The sequence below is a fragment of the Kitasatospora sp. NPDC097605 genome (genome assembly GCF_040302725.1).
In the GTDB taxonomy this organism is placed as follows: domain Bacteria; phylum Actinomycetota; class Actinomycetes; order Streptomycetales; family Streptomycetaceae; genus Kitasatospora.
Genome location: NZ_JBEOSF010000012.1, coordinates 168,929 through 187,462, shown reverse-complemented (window position 1 = coordinate 187,462; position 18,534 = coordinate 168,929). Strand labels below are relative to the sequence as shown.

General features: G+C 73.4%; 15 protein-coding genes. 11 read left to right on the top strand and 4 right to left on the bottom strand.

From position 1 onward, the window contains the following. Nucleotides 1-68: 68 nt before the first annotated feature. The 5 genes from ABTX81_RS16550 (at nt 69) to mshC (ending at nt 5,036) form a co-directional block, all read left to right on the top strand. On the top strand, nt 69-638 hold the full coding sequence (locus ABTX81_RS16550) for a DUF3090 domain-containing protein (protein ID WP_350545512.1): 570 nt from the start codon (nt 69-71) through the stop codon (nt 636-638). A 92-nt stretch (nt 639-730) separates the two neighbouring features. Further along, entirely contained in the window at nt 731-1,507 is a 777-nt protein-coding gene (locus ABTX81_RS16545) for an SCO1664 family protein (RefSeq protein WP_350545615.1), read from the top strand. Nucleotides 1,508-1,630: 123 nt separating this feature from the next. Further along, nucleotides 1,631-2,548: a helix-turn-helix domain-containing protein gene (locus ABTX81_RS16540; RefSeq protein WP_350545509.1), complete on the top strand. Its 918-nt coding sequence runs from the start codon at nt 1,631-1,633 to the stop codon at nt 2,546-2,548. 142 nt (nt 2,549-2,690) lie between these two features. Then, nucleotides 2,691-3,551: a dioxygenase family protein gene (locus ABTX81_RS16535; RefSeq protein WP_350545504.1), complete on the top strand. Its 861-nt coding sequence runs from the start codon at nt 2,691-2,693 to the stop codon at nt 3,549-3,551. Between the two features lie 255 nt (nt 3,552-3,806). Then, nucleotides 3,807-5,036, top strand: a complete 1,230-nt coding sequence (gene mshC, locus ABTX81_RS16530) for a cysteine--1-D-myo-inosityl 2-amino-2-deoxy-alpha-D-glucopyranoside ligase (RefSeq protein WP_350545500.1) — start codon at nt 3,807-3,809, stop codon at nt 5,034-5,036. Between the two features lie 86 nt (nt 5,037-5,122). On the opposite strand, the gene ABTX81_RS16525 is transcribed toward mshC, so the two are convergent. Continuing rightward, nucleotides 5,123-6,073 (bottom strand): PAC2 family protein, encoded by a 951-nt coding sequence (locus ABTX81_RS16525; RefSeq protein WP_350545497.1) that lies wholly within the window; start codon nt 6,071-6,073, stop codon nt 5,123-5,125. Between the two features lie 329 nt (nt 6,074-6,402). On the opposite strand from ABTX81_RS16525, the gene ABTX81_RS16520 reads away from it, so the two are divergent. Further along, nucleotides 6,403-6,927, top strand: coding sequence for an SRPBCC family protein (locus tag ABTX81_RS16520; protein ID WP_350545494.1), 525 nt, complete (start codon nt 6,403-6,405; stop codon nt 6,925-6,927). A 9-nt stretch (nt 6,928-6,936) separates the two neighbouring features. Here the strand turns inward: ABTX81_RS16520 and ABTX81_RS16515 are convergent, their stop codons facing one another. Continuing rightward, entirely contained in the window at nt 6,937-8,037 is a 1,101-nt protein-coding gene (locus tag ABTX81_RS16515; protein WP_350545489.1) for a glycoside hydrolase family 18 protein, read from the bottom strand. 145 nt (nt 8,038-8,182) lie between these two features. On the opposite strand from ABTX81_RS16515, the gene metH reads away from it, so the two are divergent. The 3 genes from metH (at nt 8,183) to ABTX81_RS16500 (ending at nt 14,427) form a co-directional block, all read left to right on the top strand. Further along, nucleotides 8,183-11,692, top strand: a complete 3,510-nt coding sequence (metH, locus tag ABTX81_RS16510) for a methionine synthase (RefSeq protein WP_350545485.1) — start codon at nt 8,183-8,185, stop codon at nt 11,690-11,692. 140 nt (nt 11,693-11,832) lie between these two features. After that, on the top strand, nt 11,833-12,537 hold the full coding sequence (locus ABTX81_RS16505; protein ID WP_350545481.1) for an HAD family hydrolase: 705 nt from the start codon (nt 11,833-11,835) through the stop codon (nt 12,535-12,537). A gap of 288 nt (nt 12,538-12,825) precedes the next feature. After that, the gene (locus ABTX81_RS16500) at nt 12,826-14,427 is read left to right on the top strand and encodes an ABC transporter substrate-binding protein (RefSeq protein ID WP_350545480.1); all 1,602 of its coding nucleotides are present in this window, start codon (nt 12,826-12,828) and stop codon (nt 14,425-14,427) included. Nucleotides 14,428-14,538: 111 nt separating this feature from the next. On the opposite strand, the gene ABTX81_RS16495 is transcribed toward ABTX81_RS16500, so the two are convergent. Together ABTX81_RS16495 and ABTX81_RS16490 are read right to left on the bottom strand one after the other, a co-directional pair. Further along, a complete protein-coding gene (locus ABTX81_RS16495; RefSeq protein ID WP_148647703.1) occupies nt 14,539-15,210 on the bottom strand; it encodes a response regulator in 672 nt (223 codons plus the stop codon). After that, nucleotides 15,211-16,119: a RecB family exonuclease gene (locus ABTX81_RS16490; RefSeq protein ID WP_350545476.1), complete on the bottom strand. Its 909-nt coding sequence runs from the start codon at nt 16,117-16,119 to the stop codon at nt 15,211-15,213. 181 nt (nt 16,120-16,300) lie between these two features. Between ABTX81_RS16490 and ABTX81_RS16485 the strand changes: the two genes are divergently transcribed. Continuing rightward, the gene (locus tag ABTX81_RS16485) at nt 16,301-17,521 is read left to right on the top strand and encodes a site-2 protease family protein (protein ID WP_350545473.1); all 1,221 of its coding nucleotides are present in this window, start codon (nt 16,301-16,303) and stop codon (nt 17,519-17,521) included. A 49-nt stretch (nt 17,522-17,570) separates the two neighbouring features. After that, nucleotides 17,571-18,530: a tRNA (adenine-N1)-methyltransferase gene (locus tag ABTX81_RS16480; protein WP_350545471.1), complete on the top strand. Its 960-nt coding sequence runs from the start codon at nt 17,571-17,573 to the stop codon at nt 18,528-18,530. Nucleotides 18,531-18,534: the final 4 nt, after the last annotated feature.

The following is an 18,534-nucleotide window of genomic DNA, read 5'->3' as shown; positions in this document are numbered from 1 at the left end:
CGACCCCCGACCGAGCCCAGCGGCGTCCGCGGACGTCCACGACGATCGATACGACCCGGAGCGAGAGCGTGACCCGTCAGGTCTTCTTCTACGACCAGCCCGAACGGTTCGTGGCCGGCACCGTCGGCCAGCCCGGCGCCCGGGCGTTCTACCTGCAGGCCAGCGCCCGTGGGCGGATCACCAGCGTGCTGCTGGAGAAGACCCAGGTCGCCGCGCTCGCCGAGCGGATCGACGAGGTCCTCGACGAGGCGCTGCGCCGCAGCGGCGGCTCGGCCACCATCCCGGCCGCCGCCCCGCAGGACCTGCTGGACACCGCGCCGCTGGACCTGCCGCTGGAGCAGGAGTTCCGGGTCGGCACGATGGCGCTCGCCTGGGACAGCGTGGACGGCTGCCTGGTGGTCGAGGCCCAGGCGCTGGTCGAGGAAGAGGAGGGCGAGGAGGAGGGCGCCGCCGTCTTCGAGGACGACGAGAACGGCCCCGACATGCTCCGGGTGCGGCTCTCCGGCGCGATGGCCCGGGTGTTCGCCAAGCGGGCGCTGGACCTCGTCGCCGCCGGCCGCACGCCCTGTCCGTTCTGCAACCTGCCGCTCGACCCGGAGGGCCACCTGTGCCCGCGCGCGAACGGGTACCGGCGCTGAACGCGCCGGCCGCGCGGCCCGCCGACCCGCCGGAGCCGCCGCGGTCCGACCCCGCCGAGGCCGCCGCCCTCGCCGCCGACCCGCCCGGTGCGCTGCGGCTGCTGCGCGAGGGCGCGCTGACCGTGCACGGCCGGCTCACCGACGCCTCCAACGCCGCCCTCTACTGCACCGTCACCGCGGACGACGGCCGCGCGGCCCAGGCCGTCTACAAGCCGGTGGCCGGCGAGCGCCCGCTCTGGGACTTCCCGGACGGCACCCTGGCCGGCCGCGAGGTCGCCGCGTACGAGCTGTCCGCCGCCACCGGCTGGGGCCTCGTCCCGCCCACCGTGCTGCGCGAGGGCCCGCACGGCCCCGGCATGGTGCAGCTCTGGGTGGAGCCCGACCCGGACGCCGCCCCGCTGCTCGCCCTTCAGGACCCGAGCGGCCCCGAGGACGGCTGGCTGCCGATCGTCCGGGCCGAGGTCGGCGACGGGCGCACCGCGCTGCTGGTCCACCCCGACGACCCGCGGCTGCGCCGGCTCGCGGTGCTGGACGCCGTCCTCAACAACGCCGACCGCAAGGGCGGCCACCTGATCCCGGCCGCCGATGGCCGGCTCTACGGCATCGACCACGGCGTCACCTTCAACACCGAGGGCAAGCTGCGCACCCTGCTCTGGGGCTGGGCCGGCCGGCCGCTGCCCGCCGAGGCGTCCGCGGTGCTGGCCCGGCTGGCCGAGCAGCTGGACGGCGCGCTGGGGGAGCGGCTGGCCCCCCACCTGACCGCCGCCGAACTGGACGCCGCCCGCGCCCGGGTGGCCGAGCTGCGCGCCACCGGCGCCCACCCCCTGCCCTCCGAGGACTGGCCCTCCATCCCCTGGCCCCCCATTTAGCTGGTGGCCCGTCGGCCGGACCGACGGTTCGCAGGCGGGCGGGCCCCTTTCCCCGACGGTCCATCGACCCGGTCAGCCGGTAATGGTCTGGACCGGTGCGCTCCCGGGCAGCACACTGCGACGATGGACGAGCAACGGACCACCCCCCACCTGGACCTGCCGCTGCACCGCCTCCAGGTACCGCTGCCGCATCTGCTCCCGTTCGCGATCGGCAGCTTCGACGCGATCGGCCCGCTGTCCCGGGCCGGCTTCCCCCACCGGCACTCCTTCTACGAGATCGTCTACGTCACCGGCGGGCGCGGCGCCCACGTCCTGGACCTGGTCCAGCGGCCGGTGCAGCCCCCGCAGTTGTGCGTGATCGCCCCCGGGCAGGTGCACTACTGGGTGGACGCGGACGACCTCACCGGACAGGTCGTGCTGTTCAACGAGGACTTCCTGCTGTCCCACCCCCAGGACCTCGCCGCGCTGCGCACCCTGGCCTCCCGCCCGGCGGTGCGCCTCGGCGAGCAGGCCGGGCCGATCGCCGGGCTGCTGGCGGACATGGAGGCCGAGTACCGGGCCCGACCGGCCGGCTACCCGGGCGTGCTGCGGGCCAGCCTGCACATCCTCGTGGTGCGCGCCCTGCGGGCCTGTTCGCCCGGCGGCGCGGGCGGGCAGCCGGGCCGCACCCCGGACCTCGCGGCCGCCTTCACCCGGCTGATCGCCGGCCCGGGCGGGCTGCAGCGCTCGGTCGCCTCCTGCGCGCACGAGCTGGGCGTCTCCTCCGGCCATCTGCAGGCGATGGTCAAGCAGGCGACCGGCCGCACCCCGGGCCGGCTGATCCGCCAGCAGCAGACGCTGGAGGCCAAACGCCTGCTGGCCTGCACCGAACTGACGGTACGACAGGTGGCCAGGGAGGCGGGCTTCGGCGATCCGGCGTACTTCTGCCGGTTCTTCCGCCGGGAGACCGGGATGACGCCGGGGGAGTTCCGGACGCGGGTCGGAGGAAATCACCACGATCCCCGGATCACGTCCATCGCGGCGGCTCCGGACGGCCCGTAGGTTGACTGCTGGCCACCGGCGGGCCGCCCGGCGCGAGCGGGCGGCCCGCCGGCCCGGTCCTTGTCATGCCCCCACCATGGCAAGGGCCGCCCCCCGGACAGCACCACCAGATCCCCCACACTCACACCGAAGGAGTCGGCGCATGCCCGCGTCCGAAGAGCCTCTCACCGGGACGGACGGTCCGACCGACCGCCGGATCAGCCGCAAGACCGTCCTCCGGGCCGCCGCCGTGCTCGGCACCGCGCCGCTGCTGGTCGGCGGAGGCGTCGCGCTGGCCCGCGACCGGGTCGGCACCGGCGAGATGCCGGAGTTCACCCCCGAGTGCCACGACGGCGACGCCCCGACCATCGAGCAGACCGAGGGCCCCTACTTCAAGCCCAACTCCCCGCTGCGCACCTCGCTCATCACCGACAGCACCCCGGGCACCCGGCTCACCGTCAGCGGCTACGTCTTCGGCCGCGCCTGCCTGCCGCTGGCCAACGTCCTGATGGACTTCTGGCAGGCGGACGTGAACGGCAACTACGACAACGTCGGCTTCACCTTCCGTGGCCACCAGTTCACCAACGCCCAGGGCGCGTTCAGCCTGACCACGATCGTGCCCGGCCTCTACCCGGGCCGTACCCGGCACATCCACGTCAAGCTCCAGGCGCCCAACCGGCCGGTGGTCACCACCCAGCTGTACTTCCCGAACGAGCCGCGCAACGCCACCGACACCATCTACGACGCGCGGCTGCTGATGAACGTCCGGCAGGTCGGCTCGGCCAAGGAGGGCACGTACGACTTCGTGCTCAACGTGGCGCAGACCCCGACCCCGACCCCCACCGGTCCGACCCCGACCGGTCCGACCACGCCGCCCCCGGGCGGCACCTGGGCCGCCGGCACCTTCTACAACGCGGGTGACCGCGTCACCTACGGCGGCGCCTCCTACCAGTGCCTCCAGGGGCACACGGCCATCACCGGGTGGGAGCCGCCGAACGTGCCGGCCCTCTGGCGGCGGTTGTAGCGGCTCCGGCCGCTGACCGGAGGGTCACGGACGTCCGGTCGGCGGCAGGGCCGGCCGGGCGTCCCGTCCGCCCGCTCCGCCCCGCGAGGCCGTGCGCGGGGCGGAGCGGCGACGCCATGCGGTGAGGGCCGTCCGGTGCTGTCAAGCGCCGGACGCCATCGATCCGGAACCGCTCGGGCCACGAAAGGAAGCGAATCCAGTCGATCTTGCCGACTGGTTAGGCTTTCAAATGTTCGCACGGTTAAAGTCAATGCCATGCATGCCTGGCCCGCCTCCGAGGTTCCCGCCCTGCCTGGTCAGGGGCTCCCCCTTCGAATCCACGACACCGCGACGGGCGGCGTCCGGGAGGTCGTGCCGCAGGACGGCACCGCCCGGATCTACGTCTGCGGCATCACCCCCTACGACGCGACCCACATGGGCCACGCCGCCACCTACAACGCCTTCGACCTGGTGCAGCGGGTGTGGAAGGACGCCGGCCACGACGTCCTCTACGTGCAGAACGTCACCGACGTCGACGACCCGCTGCTGCAGCGCGCGGTCGAGACCGGCCAGGACTGGGTGGCCCTCGCCGAGCGCGAGACCGCGCTCTTCCGCGAGGACATGACCGCGCTGCGGCTGCTCCCGCCGGCCCACTACATCGGCGCCGTCGAGTCCATCCCGTGGATCGTCCCGCTGGTCCAGAAGCTGCTGGCGAGCGGGGCCGCCTACGAGCTGGACGGCGACATCTACTTCTCGGTCGAGTCCGACCCGCGCTTCGGCGAGGTCTCCGGCCTCGCCCGGGACGCCATGCGCCCGGTCTTCGCCGAGCGCGGCGGCGACCCGGACCGCCCCGGCAAGCGCCACCCGCTGGACGCCCTGCTCTGGCTGGCCGCCCGCCCCGGCGAGCCCGCCTGGGACACCGAGCTCGGCCACGGCCGCCCCGGCTGGCACATCGAGTGCGTCGCCATCGCGCTGCAGTTCCTCGGCATGTCCTTCGACATCCAGGGCGGCGGCAGCGACCTCTCCTTCCCGCACCACGAGATGGGCGCCTCGCACGCCCAGGTGGCCACCGGCGACCACCCGTACGCCAGGGCGTACGTGCACGCCGGCATGGTCGGCCTGGACGGCCACAAGATGTCCAAGTCCCGCGGCAACCTGGTCTTCGTCTCGGCGCTGCGCCGCGAGGGCGTCGACCCGGCCGCGATCCGCCTCGCCCTGCTCTCGCACCACTACCGCGAGGACTGGGAGTGGACCAAGGCCACCCTGGACGAGGCCGTCGAGCGGCTCGCCCGCTGGCGTGCCGCGGTCTCCCGGCCGGACGGGCCGGCCGCCGAGCAGCTGCTCGCCGAGGTCCGCGCGGCGCTCGCCGAGGACCTGGACGCGCCCGCCGCGCTGGCCGCGGTGGACCGCTGGGCCGCCGCGCAGCAGGCCGAGGGCGGCACCGACATCGGAGCCCCCGGCCTGGTCACCCGCACCGTGGACGCGCTGCTCGGCGTGGCCCTCTAGCGGCACAGCGGCACACACACCGAAGGGGCGCCGGGACCGAACGGTCCCGGCGCCCCTTCGCGCCGTTCCACGGGTGCCGCGGCGGCTCAGTCGTCCTCGGCGCCGTCCTGGCTCTCCCGGGCGGACGGCGGCTCCGGATCGGCGGGCCGCTCCGCGGTGGCGTGCCCGGCGACCGGCTTCTCCCCGGTCGGCCCGACGTTCTCCCGGCGCCGCAGGTAGCGCTCGAACTCGCGGGCGATCGCGTCGCCCGAGGCCTCCGGCAGCTCGGCGGTGTCCTGCGCCTCCTCCAGCTGCTGGACGTACTCGGCGACCTCGCTGTCCTCGGCGGCCAGCTGGTCCACGCCCAGCTGCCAGGCCCGGGCGTCCTCGCCGAGCTCGCCCGGCGGGATGCGCAGGTCCAGCAGGTCCTCCAGCTTGTTGATCAGCGCCAGGGTGGCCTTCGGGTTCGGCGGCTGCGCGACGTAGTGCGGCACCGCCGCCCACAGCGTCACCGCCGGCACCCCGGCGTGCGTGCAGGCCTCCTGCAGCACCCCGACGATCCCGGTCGGTCCCTCGTAACGGCTCTCCTCCAGGTCCAGCCGGCGGGCCAGCTCGGGGTCGGAGGTGACGCCGCTGACCGGCACCGGACGGCTGTGCGGGGTGTCGCCGAGCAGCGCGCCCAGGATCACCACCAGCTCGACGCCCAGCTCGTGCGCGAAGCCGAGCAGCTCGTTGCAGAAGGAGCGCCAGCGCATGCTCGGCTCGATGCCGCGCACCAGCACGACGTCCCGGGTCTTCGGCTCGGTCACCCGGATCACCGAGAGCCGGGTGGTCGGCCAGGTGATCCGGCGCACGCCGCCGTCCAGCCACACGGTCGGCCGGTTGACCTGGAAGTCGTAGTAGTCCTCCGCGTCGAGCGCGGCGAACACCTTGCCGCCCCAGGTCTCGTCCAGATGCGCCAGAGCCGCGGAGGCGGCGTCGCCCGCGTCGTTCCACCCCTCGAAGGCGCAGACCATCACCGGGTCGATCAACTCGGGAACATCTTCCAGCTCGATCACCCAGCGTCTCCCTCCGGTCGGCCACCGCCGCCCCGCCCGGCCTGAACTGCCCGGGCGCCGGCGGGCCGGATGCCGACGGTCGAACCTCTCGTCACCCATGGAACGCCTCGCTCCATGGTTCCCTACCTGCCCAGCCTACGGGCTTTGAAGCCCCGTTCCGCCGGGCCACCGGGACAGTCTGGGGGAGGGGACGGCCACGATCCACCGGTTATCCGGGCCGTCCGGCGTCCGCCGGTCGCCCGCCCGCGCCGCAGCACGGCGGCGGCGCGATGATGGGAACAGCAGGCTGCGGGAACCGGGCCGGGCGGCAGGGTGCGAGGAGCCGGCGGATGAGCGGATGGCGATGGGCGGGTGCCGCGGCGGCGGTGCTGGCGGCGGGTGCCGCCGGGGCGCTGGCGACGGTGTGGGCGGCCGGACGGCGGCTGCCGGTGGAGCACGTCAGCGGCGGCGGCCTGGAGCTGGCGCAGTCGCCCGGCGCTGTCTGGGAGGTGCTGACCGACGTCGAGCTCTTCCCGGCCTGGCGCCCGGACGTGGCGCACGTCGAGCGGCTGCCCGCCACCGCCGCCGGCCGCCCGCGCTGGCGCGAGGACGGCCGGCACGGGCACACCGTCTACGAGGTGGTGGAGAGCGAGGCCCCGCACCGCCTGGTGACCGGCATCGCCGACCCCGACCTGCCCTACGGCGGCACCTGGACCTTCGTGCTGTCCGCGGCCGGCGACGGCTGCGCGCTCACCGTCACCGAGCGCGGAGAGGTGTACCACCCGCTGTACCGGGGCGTCTCGCACTACGTGACGGGCGAGGGCGCCGCCGTCCACCGCTTCCTGGCCGCGCTCGCCCACCGGATGGCCGGATAGCCCAAGCCCCTATCGCACCCAGTCGCGCCGGTAGTCGGCCCAGTTCTGCTCGGTGGCGGCGAAGTCCACGTACAGCCCGACGCCGAAGTTCCGCCGGTGCAGGTCGTACCGCCCCAGGCCCAGCCGGATGCCCCGGATCCCGGCGGTCACCGTCTCGGCGCCGCCCCAGTGGCCCCACTTGTCCTCCCAGTAGAACGGCAGACCCATCAGCAGGTCGACGTCCTCCGGGGTGGCCTCCAGGGCGAGTTCGGTCTGGTAGGCGTTGTAGCCGCCGTAGAACCCCTCGGTCGGCATGCTGGAGTCGTAGGTCATCACCGCGATCTGGTCGACCCGGCGGGCGGTGGCCGCGAAGTACGCCTGGTCCCACCACTTGCCGTGGCCGGTGAGCGCGATGCCGACGTTGTGCTGGTAGGGCAGCGGGTCGATCTGCGGGGCGGCCACCGACAGCACGGCGCCGCGCCCGGCGGTGACCGGGCGGACCGCGTCGAGCAGGGCCAGCCAGCCCTTGGACCCGGGGCGGATCGGCTCCATGTCGAAGTGCACGCCGTCGAAGCCCTGGTCCAGCACCTGCCCGGCGGAGGCGGTGACCCGCTGCCGGGTGGCGGCGTCCTCCAGGTCGAGGGCGTCCTTCTCCGGCTTCACCTCGTCGCCGAGCCAGCTCTGCACCCGGATCCCGGGCAGCGCGCGGTGCGCGGCCTCGGTGAACCAGCGGGCGCGCGGGTGCACGGAGGGCGGCAGCGAGCCGTCGTGCTCCAGCGGGCCGGTGTGCACGTACAGGTCGCGGATGCCGGTTCCGGCCAGTCGCCGGGCGAGCTCGGCGATGTCGGCGTCACCCTTCCGGCCGTCGACCCAGGCGTGTCCCAGCCAGACCGCGTCCCGGCCCCGGGTGCGGGCCTCGGGGGAGGGGTCGCCCACGTACTGCAGGCGCAGCGCGAGCGCCGCCGAGCCGATCGGCACGGCCACCACGGCGATCGCCGCACCCAGCACCACCAGGGTCTTCCGCCACCGCGACCAGCCGCGCCAGCGCGCCCGCAGCGCGCCCGGCCGGGCCCCGGCCCACCGCAGCGTCCCGCGCACCGCGTCCCGGAAGACTGTCCGGAATTCGGTCATACCGTTGGCTCCCCCCTGACGGCCGAGCGATCAGGATACGGAACAAGTGGTCACCACCGGCCGGGGGCCGGATACCCTGGCCACGTGCGTCCCCGACTCAGCGGGTTCGCAAAGCCGACAGCCGTCGCACCCAGGGAGAAGCCCCATGGCCACTGCAGCCACCCCGTCCGTCACCCAGCAGAGCCGCGCGAACGCGCTGCGCGAGGCACTCGCCACCCGCGTGGTGGTGGCCGACGGGGCGATGGGAACCATGCTCCAGGCACAGGACCCCACGCTGGAGGACTTCCAGAACCTGGAGGGCTGCAACGAGGTCCTCAACCTCACCCGGCCCGACATCGTCCGCTCGGTGCACGACGCCTACTTCGCGGTGGGCGTGGACTGCGTGGAGACCAACACCTTCGGCGCCAACCACTCCGCGCTCGGCGAGTACGAGATCGCCGAGCGGGTCTACGAGCTCTCCGAGGCCGGTGCCCGGCTGGCCCGCGAGGCCGCCGACGCGCACGGCGCCGAGGACGGCCGGCAGCGCTGGGTGCTCGGCTCGATCGGCCCCGGCACCAAGCTGCCGACCCTCGGCCACGCCCCGTACGAGACGCTGCGCGAGGGCTTCCGGCAGAACGCGGCCGGCCTGGTCGCCGGCGGCGCGGACGCCCTGCTGGTGGAGACCAGCCAGGACCTGCTGCAGACCAAGGCCGCGATCCTGGGCGCCAAGCAGGCGCTGGCCGAGGCGGGCGTGGACCTGCCGGTGCTGGTCCAGGTGACCGTGGAGACCACCGGCACGATGCTGCTCGGCTCGGAGATCGGCGCCGCGCTGACCGCCCTGGAGCCGCTGGGCGTCGACTACATCGGCCTGAACTGCGCCACCGGCCCGGCCGAGATGAGCGAGCACCTGCGCTACCTGGCGAAGAACGCCCGGATCGGCCTGTCCTGCATGCCGAACGCCGGTCTGCCGGTGCTGGGCAAGGACGGCGCCCACTACCCGCTGAGCCCGGCCGAGCTGGCCGACGCGCACGACGTCTTCACCCGCGAGTACGGGCTGTCGCTGGTCGGCGGCTGCTGCGGCACCACGCCCGAGCACCTGCGCCAGGTGGTCGAGCGGGTGCAGGGCCGCCCGGTGGCCCCGCGCGACCCGCGTCCGGAGCCGGCCGCGGCCTCGCTGTACCAGTCGGTGCCGTTCCGCCAGGACACCTCGTACCTGGCGATCGGCGAGCGCACCAACGCCAACGGCTCGAAGAAGTTCCGCGAGTCGATGCTGGCCGGCGACTGGCAGGCCTGCGTGGAGATCGCCCGCGACCAGATCCGCGACGGCTCGCACCTGCTGGACCTGTGCGTGGACTACGTCGGCCGCGACGGCGTCGCCGACATGAAGGAGATCGCCGCCCGGCTGGCCACCGCCTCGACCCTGCCGATCGTGCTGGACTCCACCGAGCCCGAGGTGCTGCGGGCGGGCCTGGAGGCGCTGGGCGGCCGCGCGGTGCTCAACTCGGTCAACTACGAGGACGGCAACGCCCCGGAGTCGCGCTTCGGCCGGATCGCCTCGCTGGCCCGTGAGCACGGCGCCGGCCTGATCGCGCTCACCATCGACGAGGAGGGCCAGGCCCGCACCGCCGACAAGAAGGTGGAGATCGCCGAGCGGCTGATCGCCGAGCTCACCGCGGACTACGGCATCGACGAGGGCTCGATCCTGGTCGACTGCCTGACCTTCACCCTGGCCACCGGCCAGGAGGAGTCCCGCCGGGACGGCATCGAGACCATCGAGGCGATCCGCGAGCTGAAGCGCCGCCGCCCGGCGGTGCAGACCACGCTGGGCCTGTCCAACATCTCCTTCGGCCTCAACCCGGCCGCCCGGGTGGTCCTCAACTCGGTCTTCCTGCACGAGTGCGTGGAGGCCGGCCTGGACTCGGCGATCGTGCACGCCTCCAAGATCCTGCCGATCTCGCGGATCCCGGAGGAGCAGCGCGAGGCCGCGCTCGACCTGGTGTACGACCGCCGCCGGGACGGCTACGACCCGCTGCAGCGCCTGCTGGAGCTGTTCGAGGGCGTCACCTCGGCCTCGGCCAAGGCGTCCAAGGCGGAGGAGCTGGCCGCGCTGCCGCTGGAGGAGCGCCTCCAGCGCCGGATCATCGACGGCGAGCGCAACGGCCTGGAGGCCGACCTGGACGAGGCGCTGACGGCCCGCCCGGCGCTGGAGATCATCAACGACACCCTGCTGTCCGGCATGAAGGTGGTCGGCGAGCTGTTCGGCTCCGGCCAGATGCAGCTGCCGTTCGTGCTCCAGTCCGCCGAGGTGATGAAGACCGCGGTGGCGCACCTGGAGCCGCACATGGAGAAGTCCGACTCGGAGGGCAAGGGCACCATCGTGCTGGCCACCGTGAAGGGCGACGTCCACGACATCGGCAAGAACCTGGTCGACATCATCCTGTCCAACAACGGCTACAACGTCGTCAACCTGGGCATCAAGCAGCCGGTCTCGGCGATCCTGGACGCCGCGCAGGAGCACAACGCGGACGTCATCGGGATGTCCGGCCTGCTGGTCAAGTCCACCGTGATCATGAAGGAGAACCTGGAGGAGCTGAACCAGCGCAAGCTGGCGGCCCAGTTCCCGGTGATCCTCGGCGGCGCCGCGCTGACCCGCGCCTACGTCGAGCAGGACCTGCACGAGATCTACGAGGGCGAGGTCCGCTACGCCCGGGACGCCTTCGAGGGCCTGCGGCTGATGGACGCGCTGATCGCGGTCAAGCGCGGTGTGCCGGGCGCGGTGCTGCCGGAGCTGAAGCAGCGCCGGCACGCCCGGGTGGAGGTCGAGGAGCCGGAGGAGGTCAACCTCGGCCAGATCCGCTCCGACGTGGCGGTGGACAACCGGGTGCCGGCCCCGCCGTTCTGGGGGGAGCGGATCGTCAAGGGCGTGCCGTTCGCCGACTACGCCTCCTGGCTGGACGAGGACGCGCTGTTCAAGGGCCAGTGGGGCCTGAAGGCCGCCCGCACCGGTGAGGGCCCGTCCTACGAGGAGCTGGTGGAGACCGAGGGCCGGCCGCGGCTGCGGATGTGGCTGGACCGGCTGCAGACCGAGGGCTGGCTGGAGGCGGCCGTGGTCTACGGCTACTTCCCGGCCAACTCCAAGGGCGACGACCTGATCGTCTTCCACGAGGACGGCACCGAGCGGACCCGCTTCACCTTCCCGCGCCAGCGGCGCGGGCGGCGGCTGTGCCTGGCGGACTTCTTCCGCCCGGAGGAGTCCGGGGTGCGCGACGTGGTCGGCCTCCAGGTGGTCACCATGGGCAACCGGATCTCCGAGGCGGCCAACGAGCTGTTCGCCAACAACTCCTACCGCGACTACCTGGAGCTGCACGGCCTCTCCGTCCAGCTGGCCGAGGCGCTGGCCGAGTTCTGGCACGCCCGGGTCCGCTACGAGCTGGGCTTCGGCGACGAGGACCCGCAGGACGTCAAGGACATGTTCGCGCTCAAGTACCGCGGCGCCCGGTTCTCGCTCGGCTACGGCGCCTGCCCGGAGCTGGAGGACCGCGCCAAGATCGCCGAGCTGCTGAGGCCCGAGCGGATCGGCGTGGTGCTCTCCGAGGAGTTCCAGCTGCACCCGGAGCAGTCCACCGACGCGATCGTGATCCACCACCCGGAGGCGAAGTACTTCAACGCCCGGTAACGCCCGGGTTGCGCAACGTTCGCCCGATCCGGGCGACCTGGGCGTATCCTTGATGATCCTGAACGGGCCGGTCCGCTCACCAGCGGGCCGGCCCGTGCCATCCCCGGGGTCGATCCGGGCACGGACGGAAGGATCCCGCCATGACCACCATCTCCACCGCCACCCAGACCCTCGGCGGCGACGACGGCCGGGGCCTCCAGGCGGTGCTGCTGGACATGGACGGGACGCTGGTCGACACCGAGGACTTCTGGTGGCAGGCCGAGTGCTCGCTCTTCGCCGACCTGGGCTACCAGTTGAGCGCCGACGACCGCGCCCACGTGGTCGGCGGCCCGATGACCCGGGTGATCGACCACCTGCTGAGCAGCACCGGGGTGGACCTGTCGCCGGCCGACCTGACCGTGCTGATCAACCAGCGCTTCGTCGACCTGCTGGGCGGCGGGGTGCCGCTGATGCCGGGCGCCGAGCGGCTGCTCAACACGCTGGCCGCGCACGGCGTGCCGGCCGCGCTGGTGTCCGCCTCGCACCGGCACATCATCGACATCGTGCTCCGCTCGCTGGGCGCCGAGCACTTCGCCTTCTCGGTCGCCGGGGACGAGGTGCCGCGCACCAAGCCGCACCCGGACCCGTACCTGGAGGCGGCCCGCCGGCTGGGCGCCGACCCGGCCCGCTGCGTGGTGGTGGAGGACGCGCCGACCGGGGTGCGGGCCGCCGAGGCGGCCGGCTGCCCGGTGATCGCGGTGCCCTCGGTGGCGCCGATCGAGCCCGCGCCGGGGCGTCTGGTGCTCTCCTCGCTGGAGCAGGTCGACCTGGAGCTGCTGCGCTCCCTGGTGACCTCCAGGGTGTGATTGTCGTCTCATTGCAGGCGGGCGCGACCGCCCGGTAAGCGGACCGGACCGGCCGGTCCGGGGGAGCGCCCGGGGAGAAAACGGGCATTGCCTGACAACTCGTCGGAGAGGCCTGACCAGAGCCCCGCCGCCGTGTCCCAACCGTCACCTGTGCGGGTGCCGGGGGTGCGTGTTCGATATGGCACGCTACTCGGGTTCGTTCCACCCCCGAGCCCAGGCACCGCCGCTGACGGGCACCCCCGTCGTGCCCGCGGTCGCAGCCGGACCGCACCCAGAAGGACGCGACCCGTGAAGACTTCAGCTGAACGACTGGCCGTGCTCGGCTGTGCCGGAATCGTCGCCGCCACGGTGGCCGGCTGCGGCTCGGTCACCGACGCCGTCAAGGGGGACGGCGACAAGGCGATCACCATGGGCACGACCGCGCTGACCACCGCCCTGGACCCGGCGATCGCCTACGACGCCGGCTCCTGGCTGCTGATGCGCAACACCTTCCAGTCGCTGCTCAGCTACCCGGCCGCCTCCAGCGCGCCCACCCCGGACGCCGCGCAGTCCTGCGAGTTCACCGCCGGTGACGCCACCCAGTACCACTGCACGCTCCGGACCGGGCTGAAGTTCTCCAACGGCCACGCGCTGACCGCCGCCGACGTCGTCCACTCGATCCAGCGGACCCTGAAGATCAACGACCCGAACGGCCCGGCCGGCCTGCTCTCGTCGATCAAGTCCGTCGAGGCGACCAATGACACCGAGGTGGTCTTCCACCTCGCCCAGCCCGACGCCACCCTCCCGGCCAAGCTGGCCGGCCCGGCCGGCGCGATCGTCGACCAGGAGGTCTACCCGGCCGACAAGGCGGTGCCGAACGACAAGCAGGTCGGCTCCGGCCCGTACAAGATCGACTCGGTCGAGGCGATGGCCAAGGGCGGCCCGGCGAAGGTCGTGCTGTCGCCGAACGACAAGTACACCGGCGACGCCAAGCTGCGGAACAAGAAGTTCACCCTGCGCTACTTCGACAAGCCGGCCGACCTCAAGTCCGCGCTGGACAGCGGCGAGGTCGACCTCGCCGACAACAGCCTTGAGCCGAACACCGCGGCGCAGATCCTCTCCGACCAGCAGGGCGGCAAGACCGACCTGCGCGTCGTCGAGGGCGACAGCAACGACACCCGCTACCTGGTCTTCAACACCAAGGACGCCACCGCCGGCAACGTGGCCGTCCGGCAGGCCGCGGCCCAGCTGATCGACCGCAAGGCGCTGGCCCGCGACGTCTTCGCGCGCACCGTCCAGCCGCTGTACTCGATGGTCCCGGCCGGCGTCACCGGTCACAACACGGCCTTCTTCGACCGCTACGGCGACCAGGACGTCACCAAGGCCAAGGCGATCCTCGCCGCCGCCAAGGTGCCGACCCCGGTCAAGCTCACCCTCACCTGGTCGCGCTCGCGCGCCGAGGCCGCCGAGGCCGAGACGCTGAAGAAGCAGCTGGAGGCCGGCGGCCTGTTCCAGATCACCGTCCAGCAGGAGCCCGACTGGGACACCTACAAGAAGGGCTGGAACGAGGGCAAGTACCAGATGTACACGATCGGCTGGTTCGCGGACTACCCGGACCCCGACAACTACGTCGCCCCGCTGATCGTCGACGGCGGTTCCTACCACCACGGCTGGGACGACCCGCAGATCAGCCAGAAGCTGGTGCCGGAGACCCTGAAGCAGACCGACCGGGCCGCCGCGATCGGCGCCTACGCCCAGATCCAGGGCATCGTCGCCACCAACGCCCCGCTCGTCCCGCTGTTCCAGAACAAGGCGTTCTTCACCTCGCGCTCCAACATCACCGGCGTGGAGTCCACCGTCGACACCACCGGCTTCTTCCGGTTCTGGGAGATCGGCCGGTCCGGCAAGTAGCGCCCCGCCGCCCTCGGCGGCGCGCGGCGGCACAGTCAGGACGGCGGCCCGCCCGCCCCGCCCGGCCCTCGCCGGGGGAGCGGGCGGGCCGCCGTCCGTCCGCGGGCCCGCCTACAGCGTGCCCGGGCGCACCAGGCCGCTCTCGTAGGCGTACACCGCCGCCTGCACCCGGTCGCGCAGCTGCAGCTTGGTCAGCACATGGCCGACGTGCGTCTTCACCGTCGTCTCGCTGACGAACAGCTCCGCCGCGATCTCCGCGTTCGACAGCCCGCGCGCCACCAGCTTCAGCACCTCCAGCTCCCGCTCGGTCAGCGCGTTCAGCGCCTGCGGCGGCGCCTCCTCGCCCGAGGGCAGCTTGGTGGCGTACATGTCCAGCAGCCGCCGGGTGATCGACGGCGCCAGCATCGCCGCGCCGTCCGCCACCACCCGGATCGCCTGCACCAGCTCCTCGGCCGGCACGTCCTTCAGCAGGAAGCCGCTCGCCCCGGCGCGCAGCGCCTCCACCACGTACTCGTCCAGGTCGAAGGTGGTCAGCACCAGCACCTTCGCCGGGCCGTCCCGCCCCGGACCGGCGATCCGGCGGGTCGCCTCCACACCGTCCATCCGCGGCATCCGGATGTCCATCAGCACCACGTCGGGCTGCAGCGCCCGCACCTGGTCCAGCGCCTGCTGGCCGTCGCCGGCCTCACCGACCACCACCAGGTCGGACTCGGCCTCCAGGATCATCCGGAAACCGGTGCGCAGCAGCGGCTGGTCGTCGACCAGCAGCACTCGGATCGTCACCTAGGACTCCTCGCTCTTCGGATCCCCCGTGGGATCGCCCTCGTCGGACGTACGCGCCAGCGGCAGCGGATACGGCGGGGGCGTGCCGCCGAACTCCGGGCAGCTGGCCTGGTGGTCGCACCAGTCGCAGAGCCGGTTGCGGGTCGCCGGGAAGTCGCCGGTCGCGACCGCCCGGCCGATCCGCTCCCACAGCGCCAGCAGCTTGCGCTCCACCGCCAGCAGGTCCGCCTCGTCCGGGTCGTAGCTGACCACGTCCCCGCCGCCGCCCAGGTAGACCAGCTGCAGCCGCTTGGGGATCACGCCCTTCCAGCGCCAGACCACCAGTGCGTAGAACTTCATCTGGAACATCGCCTTGCCCTCGAAGTCCCGCGAGGGCGCGCGGCCGGTCTTGTAGTCCACCAGCCGGACCTCACCGGTCGGTGCGACGTCCACCCGGTCGATGTAGCCGCGCAGCAGCAGCCCCGACTCCAGCGCCGTCTCCACGTACAGCTCGCGCTCCACCGGGTGCAGCCGGGTCGGGTCCTCCAGCCGGAACCACTGGGCGACCAGCTTCTCCGCGTCCGCCAGCCAGCGGGTCAGCGCCGCGCCGTCCGGGTCCTCCGGGAACAGCCCGGCCAGCTCCGGGCGCTCGCCCAGCAGCCGCTCCCACTGCGGGCGCAGCAGCCCCAGCGCCCGCTCCGGGGTCCGGTCGGCGGCCGGCGAGTCGAACAGCCGCTCCAGCACCGCGTGCACCAGAGTGCCCCGGGTCGCCGCCGGGCTCGGCGGCTCCGGCAGCCGGTCGATCACCCGCAGCCGGTACAACAGCGGGCAGGTGAGGAAGTCGCCGGCGCGCGACGGGGACAGCCCGCTCGGGGCCGCCGCCGGGCGGGGCGCGGCCACGGCGGGGCCGCTGGTGTCGGTCTGCTGCATACCCGAGACCCTATTGCCCTGCGCTGTCATCCCGCTGCCACGGTGCTGCCGCAAAGCGCCCGAGACGGGGTATGAACCCCCTGGGAAGGCGAGGGGCGAGCGCCGGACGCCATCCCCGATCACGTAGCGTGGGCGCACCGGCGCGCGGCGCGCTGCGGGGGCGACGGACGAAGGGAACACGGTGAGCGACTCCAGGGGGCAGCAGACCTCCGACCAGCCACCGCACGGCGGCGGCCCCCGGCCCGGGCCCACACCGCCCCGCGAGCCGGAGCCCCGCGGCGGCATCCTGATGGGCCGCCCCTTCGGCGTGCCGATCTACGTCACCCCGTCCTGGTTCATCATCGCGGCCCTCATCACCTGGGTCTTCGGCGGCCAGCTCGACCGGGTGCTGCCCGACCTCGGCGCCGCCCGCTACCTGGTCGCGTTCTCCTTCGCGGTCGCCTTCTACGGCTCGGTGCTGGTCCACGAGCTCGCCCACACCCTGGTCGCCCTGCGCTACAAGCTCGGCGTGCGCCGCATCCAGCTCCAGTTCTTCGGCGGCGTCTCGGAGATCGAGAACGAGGCCGAACGCCCCTGGCGCGAGTTCTGGCTGGCCTTCGTCGGCCCGCTGCTCTCGCTCGTCCTCGGCGGCGTCTTCTACCTCGCCCTCCAGGCCGTCGAGCTCTCCACCGTCCCCGGGGTGCTGCTCACCGGCCTGATGGTCTCCAACCTCGTCGTGGCCGCCTTCAACCTGCTGCCCGGCCTGCCGCTGGACGGCGGCCGGATGCTGCGCGCGGTGGTCTGGGCGGTCACCGGCCGGCCGATGGCCGGCACCGTCGCCGCCGCCTGGGCCGGGCGCGCGCTGGCCCTCGCCGTCCTGATCGGCCTGCCGCTGATCAGCTCCGCCCGGGCGCTCGACCGCAGCCGCACCGACACCCTGGTCGACGCCGTGCTCGCCGCGGTGCTCGCCGCCATCATCTGGAACGGGGCCACCGGCGCGCTGCGCAACGCCCGGCTCAAGGAGGTCCTGCCCGGCCTGCGGCTGCGCGACCTCGCCCGCCGGGCCGTCGAGGTGACCGCCGACACGCCGCTCGGCGAGGCCATGCGGCGCGCCCACGAGGCCCGGGCCGGCGCCGTCGTGGTCGTCGACGGCCGGGGCGAGCCGATCGCCATCGTCCGCGAGGCCGCCGTGCGCTCCGTCCCCGAGCACCGCCGCCCCTGGGTCGCCGTCGGCCCGCTCGCCCGCGACCTCGAACCCGGGCTGCGGCTGCCCGCCGACCTGGCCGGCGAGGACCTGCTGCGCGCCGTGCGGGCCACCCCCGCCGGCGAGTACCTGGTCGTCGAGGAGGACGGCCGGACCTACGGGGTCGCCGCGCTCACCGACATCGAACAGCGGCTGACCGCCGCCGTCACCGGGCGCTGAAAGGATCACCTGGTAAGCCGGACGGTTCGTTTCCCTTAGGATTGTCCGCATGTCCGAACCGACCGGTGCCGCCCGCCGACGAGGGCCCTTCCAGGTCGGGGACCAGGTCCAGCTGACCGACCCCAAGGGCCGCCACTACACGTTCACGCTCCAGGCCGGGAACCAGTTCCACACCCACAAGGGTGCGTTCCCCCACGACGAGCTGATCGGCGCCCCCGAGGGCACGGTCGTGCGCACCACGGGGAACGTCCCGTACCTCGCGCTGCGCCCCCTGCTCCCCGACTACGTCCTGTCCATGCCGCGCGGCGCCGCCGTGATCTATCCCAAGGACGCGGGGCAGATCCTGGCGATGGCCGACATCTTCGCCGGCGCCCGCGTGGTCGAGGCCGGCGTCGGCTCCGGCGCGCTCTCCACCTACCTGCTGCGCGCCGTCGGCGACACCGGCATGCTCGCCTCCTACGAGCGCCGCCAGGACTTCGCCGACATCGCCAAGGGCAACGTCGAGCGCTACTTCGGCGGGCCGCACCCGGCGTGGAAGCTCACCGTCGGTGACCTCCAGGACAACCTCGTCGAGAGCGACGTCGACCGCGTCATCCTCGACATGCTCGCCCCGTGGGAGTGCCTGGACGTCGCCTCCAAGGCGCTCGTCCCCGGCGGCCTCATCTGCTGCTACGTGGCCACCACCACGCAGATGTCCAGGACCGTCGAGGCGCTGCGCGAGCACGGCACCTTCACCGAGCCGCAGGCCTGGGAGACCATGGTCCGCACCTGGCACCTGGAGGGCCTGGCGGTCCGCCCGGACCACCGGATGATCGGCCACACCGGCTTCCTGCTCACCGCCCGCCGGCTCGCCGACGGCGTCGAGCCGCCGCTGCGCCGCCGCCGCCCGGCCAAGGGCGCCTACGGCGAGGACTACGACAACGGGGCGCCCGAGCCGTCCCTGCAGGAGCGCGCGGCCGCCCGGGCCGCCGCCCGCGCCGAGGCCGCCGAGCAGGTCGACCTCGGCTGAGCAG

Excerpts from the sequence above, each read along its gene's own strand:
- ABTX81_RS16540 (WP_350545509.1), top strand. The coding sequence starts at position 1,631 with ATGGACGAGCAACGGACCACCCCCCACCTGGACCTGCCGCTGCACCGC.
- ABTX81_RS16535 (WP_350545504.1), top strand. The coding sequence starts at position 2,691 with ATGCCCGCGTCCGAAGAGCCTCTCACCGGGACGGACGGTCCGACCGAC.
- mshC (WP_350545500.1), top strand. The coding sequence starts at position 3,807 with ATGCATGCCTGGCCCGCCTCCGAGGTTCCCGCCCTGCCTGGTCAGGGG.
- ABTX81_RS16520 (WP_350545494.1), top strand. The coding sequence starts at position 6,403 with ATGAGCGGATGGCGATGGGCGGGTGCCGCGGCGGCGGTGCTGGCGGCG.
- ABTX81_RS16515 (WP_350545489.1), bottom strand. The coding sequence starts at position 8,037 with ATGACCGAATTCCGGACAGTCTTCCGGGACGCGGTGCGCGGGACGCTG.
- metH (WP_350545485.1), top strand. The coding sequence starts at position 8,183 with ATGGCCACTGCAGCCACCCCGTCCGTCACCCAGCAGAGCCGCGCGAAC.
- ABTX81_RS16505 (WP_350545481.1), top strand. The coding sequence starts at position 11,833 with ATGACCACCATCTCCACCGCCACCCAGACCCTCGGCGGCGACGACGGC.
- ABTX81_RS16490 (WP_350545476.1), bottom strand. The coding sequence starts at position 16,119 with ATGCAGCAGACCGACACCAGCGGCCCCGCCGTGGCCGCGCCCCGCCCG.
- ABTX81_RS16480 (WP_350545471.1), top strand. The coding sequence starts at position 17,571 with ATGTCCGAACCGACCGGTGCCGCCCGCCGACGAGGGCCCTTCCAGGTC.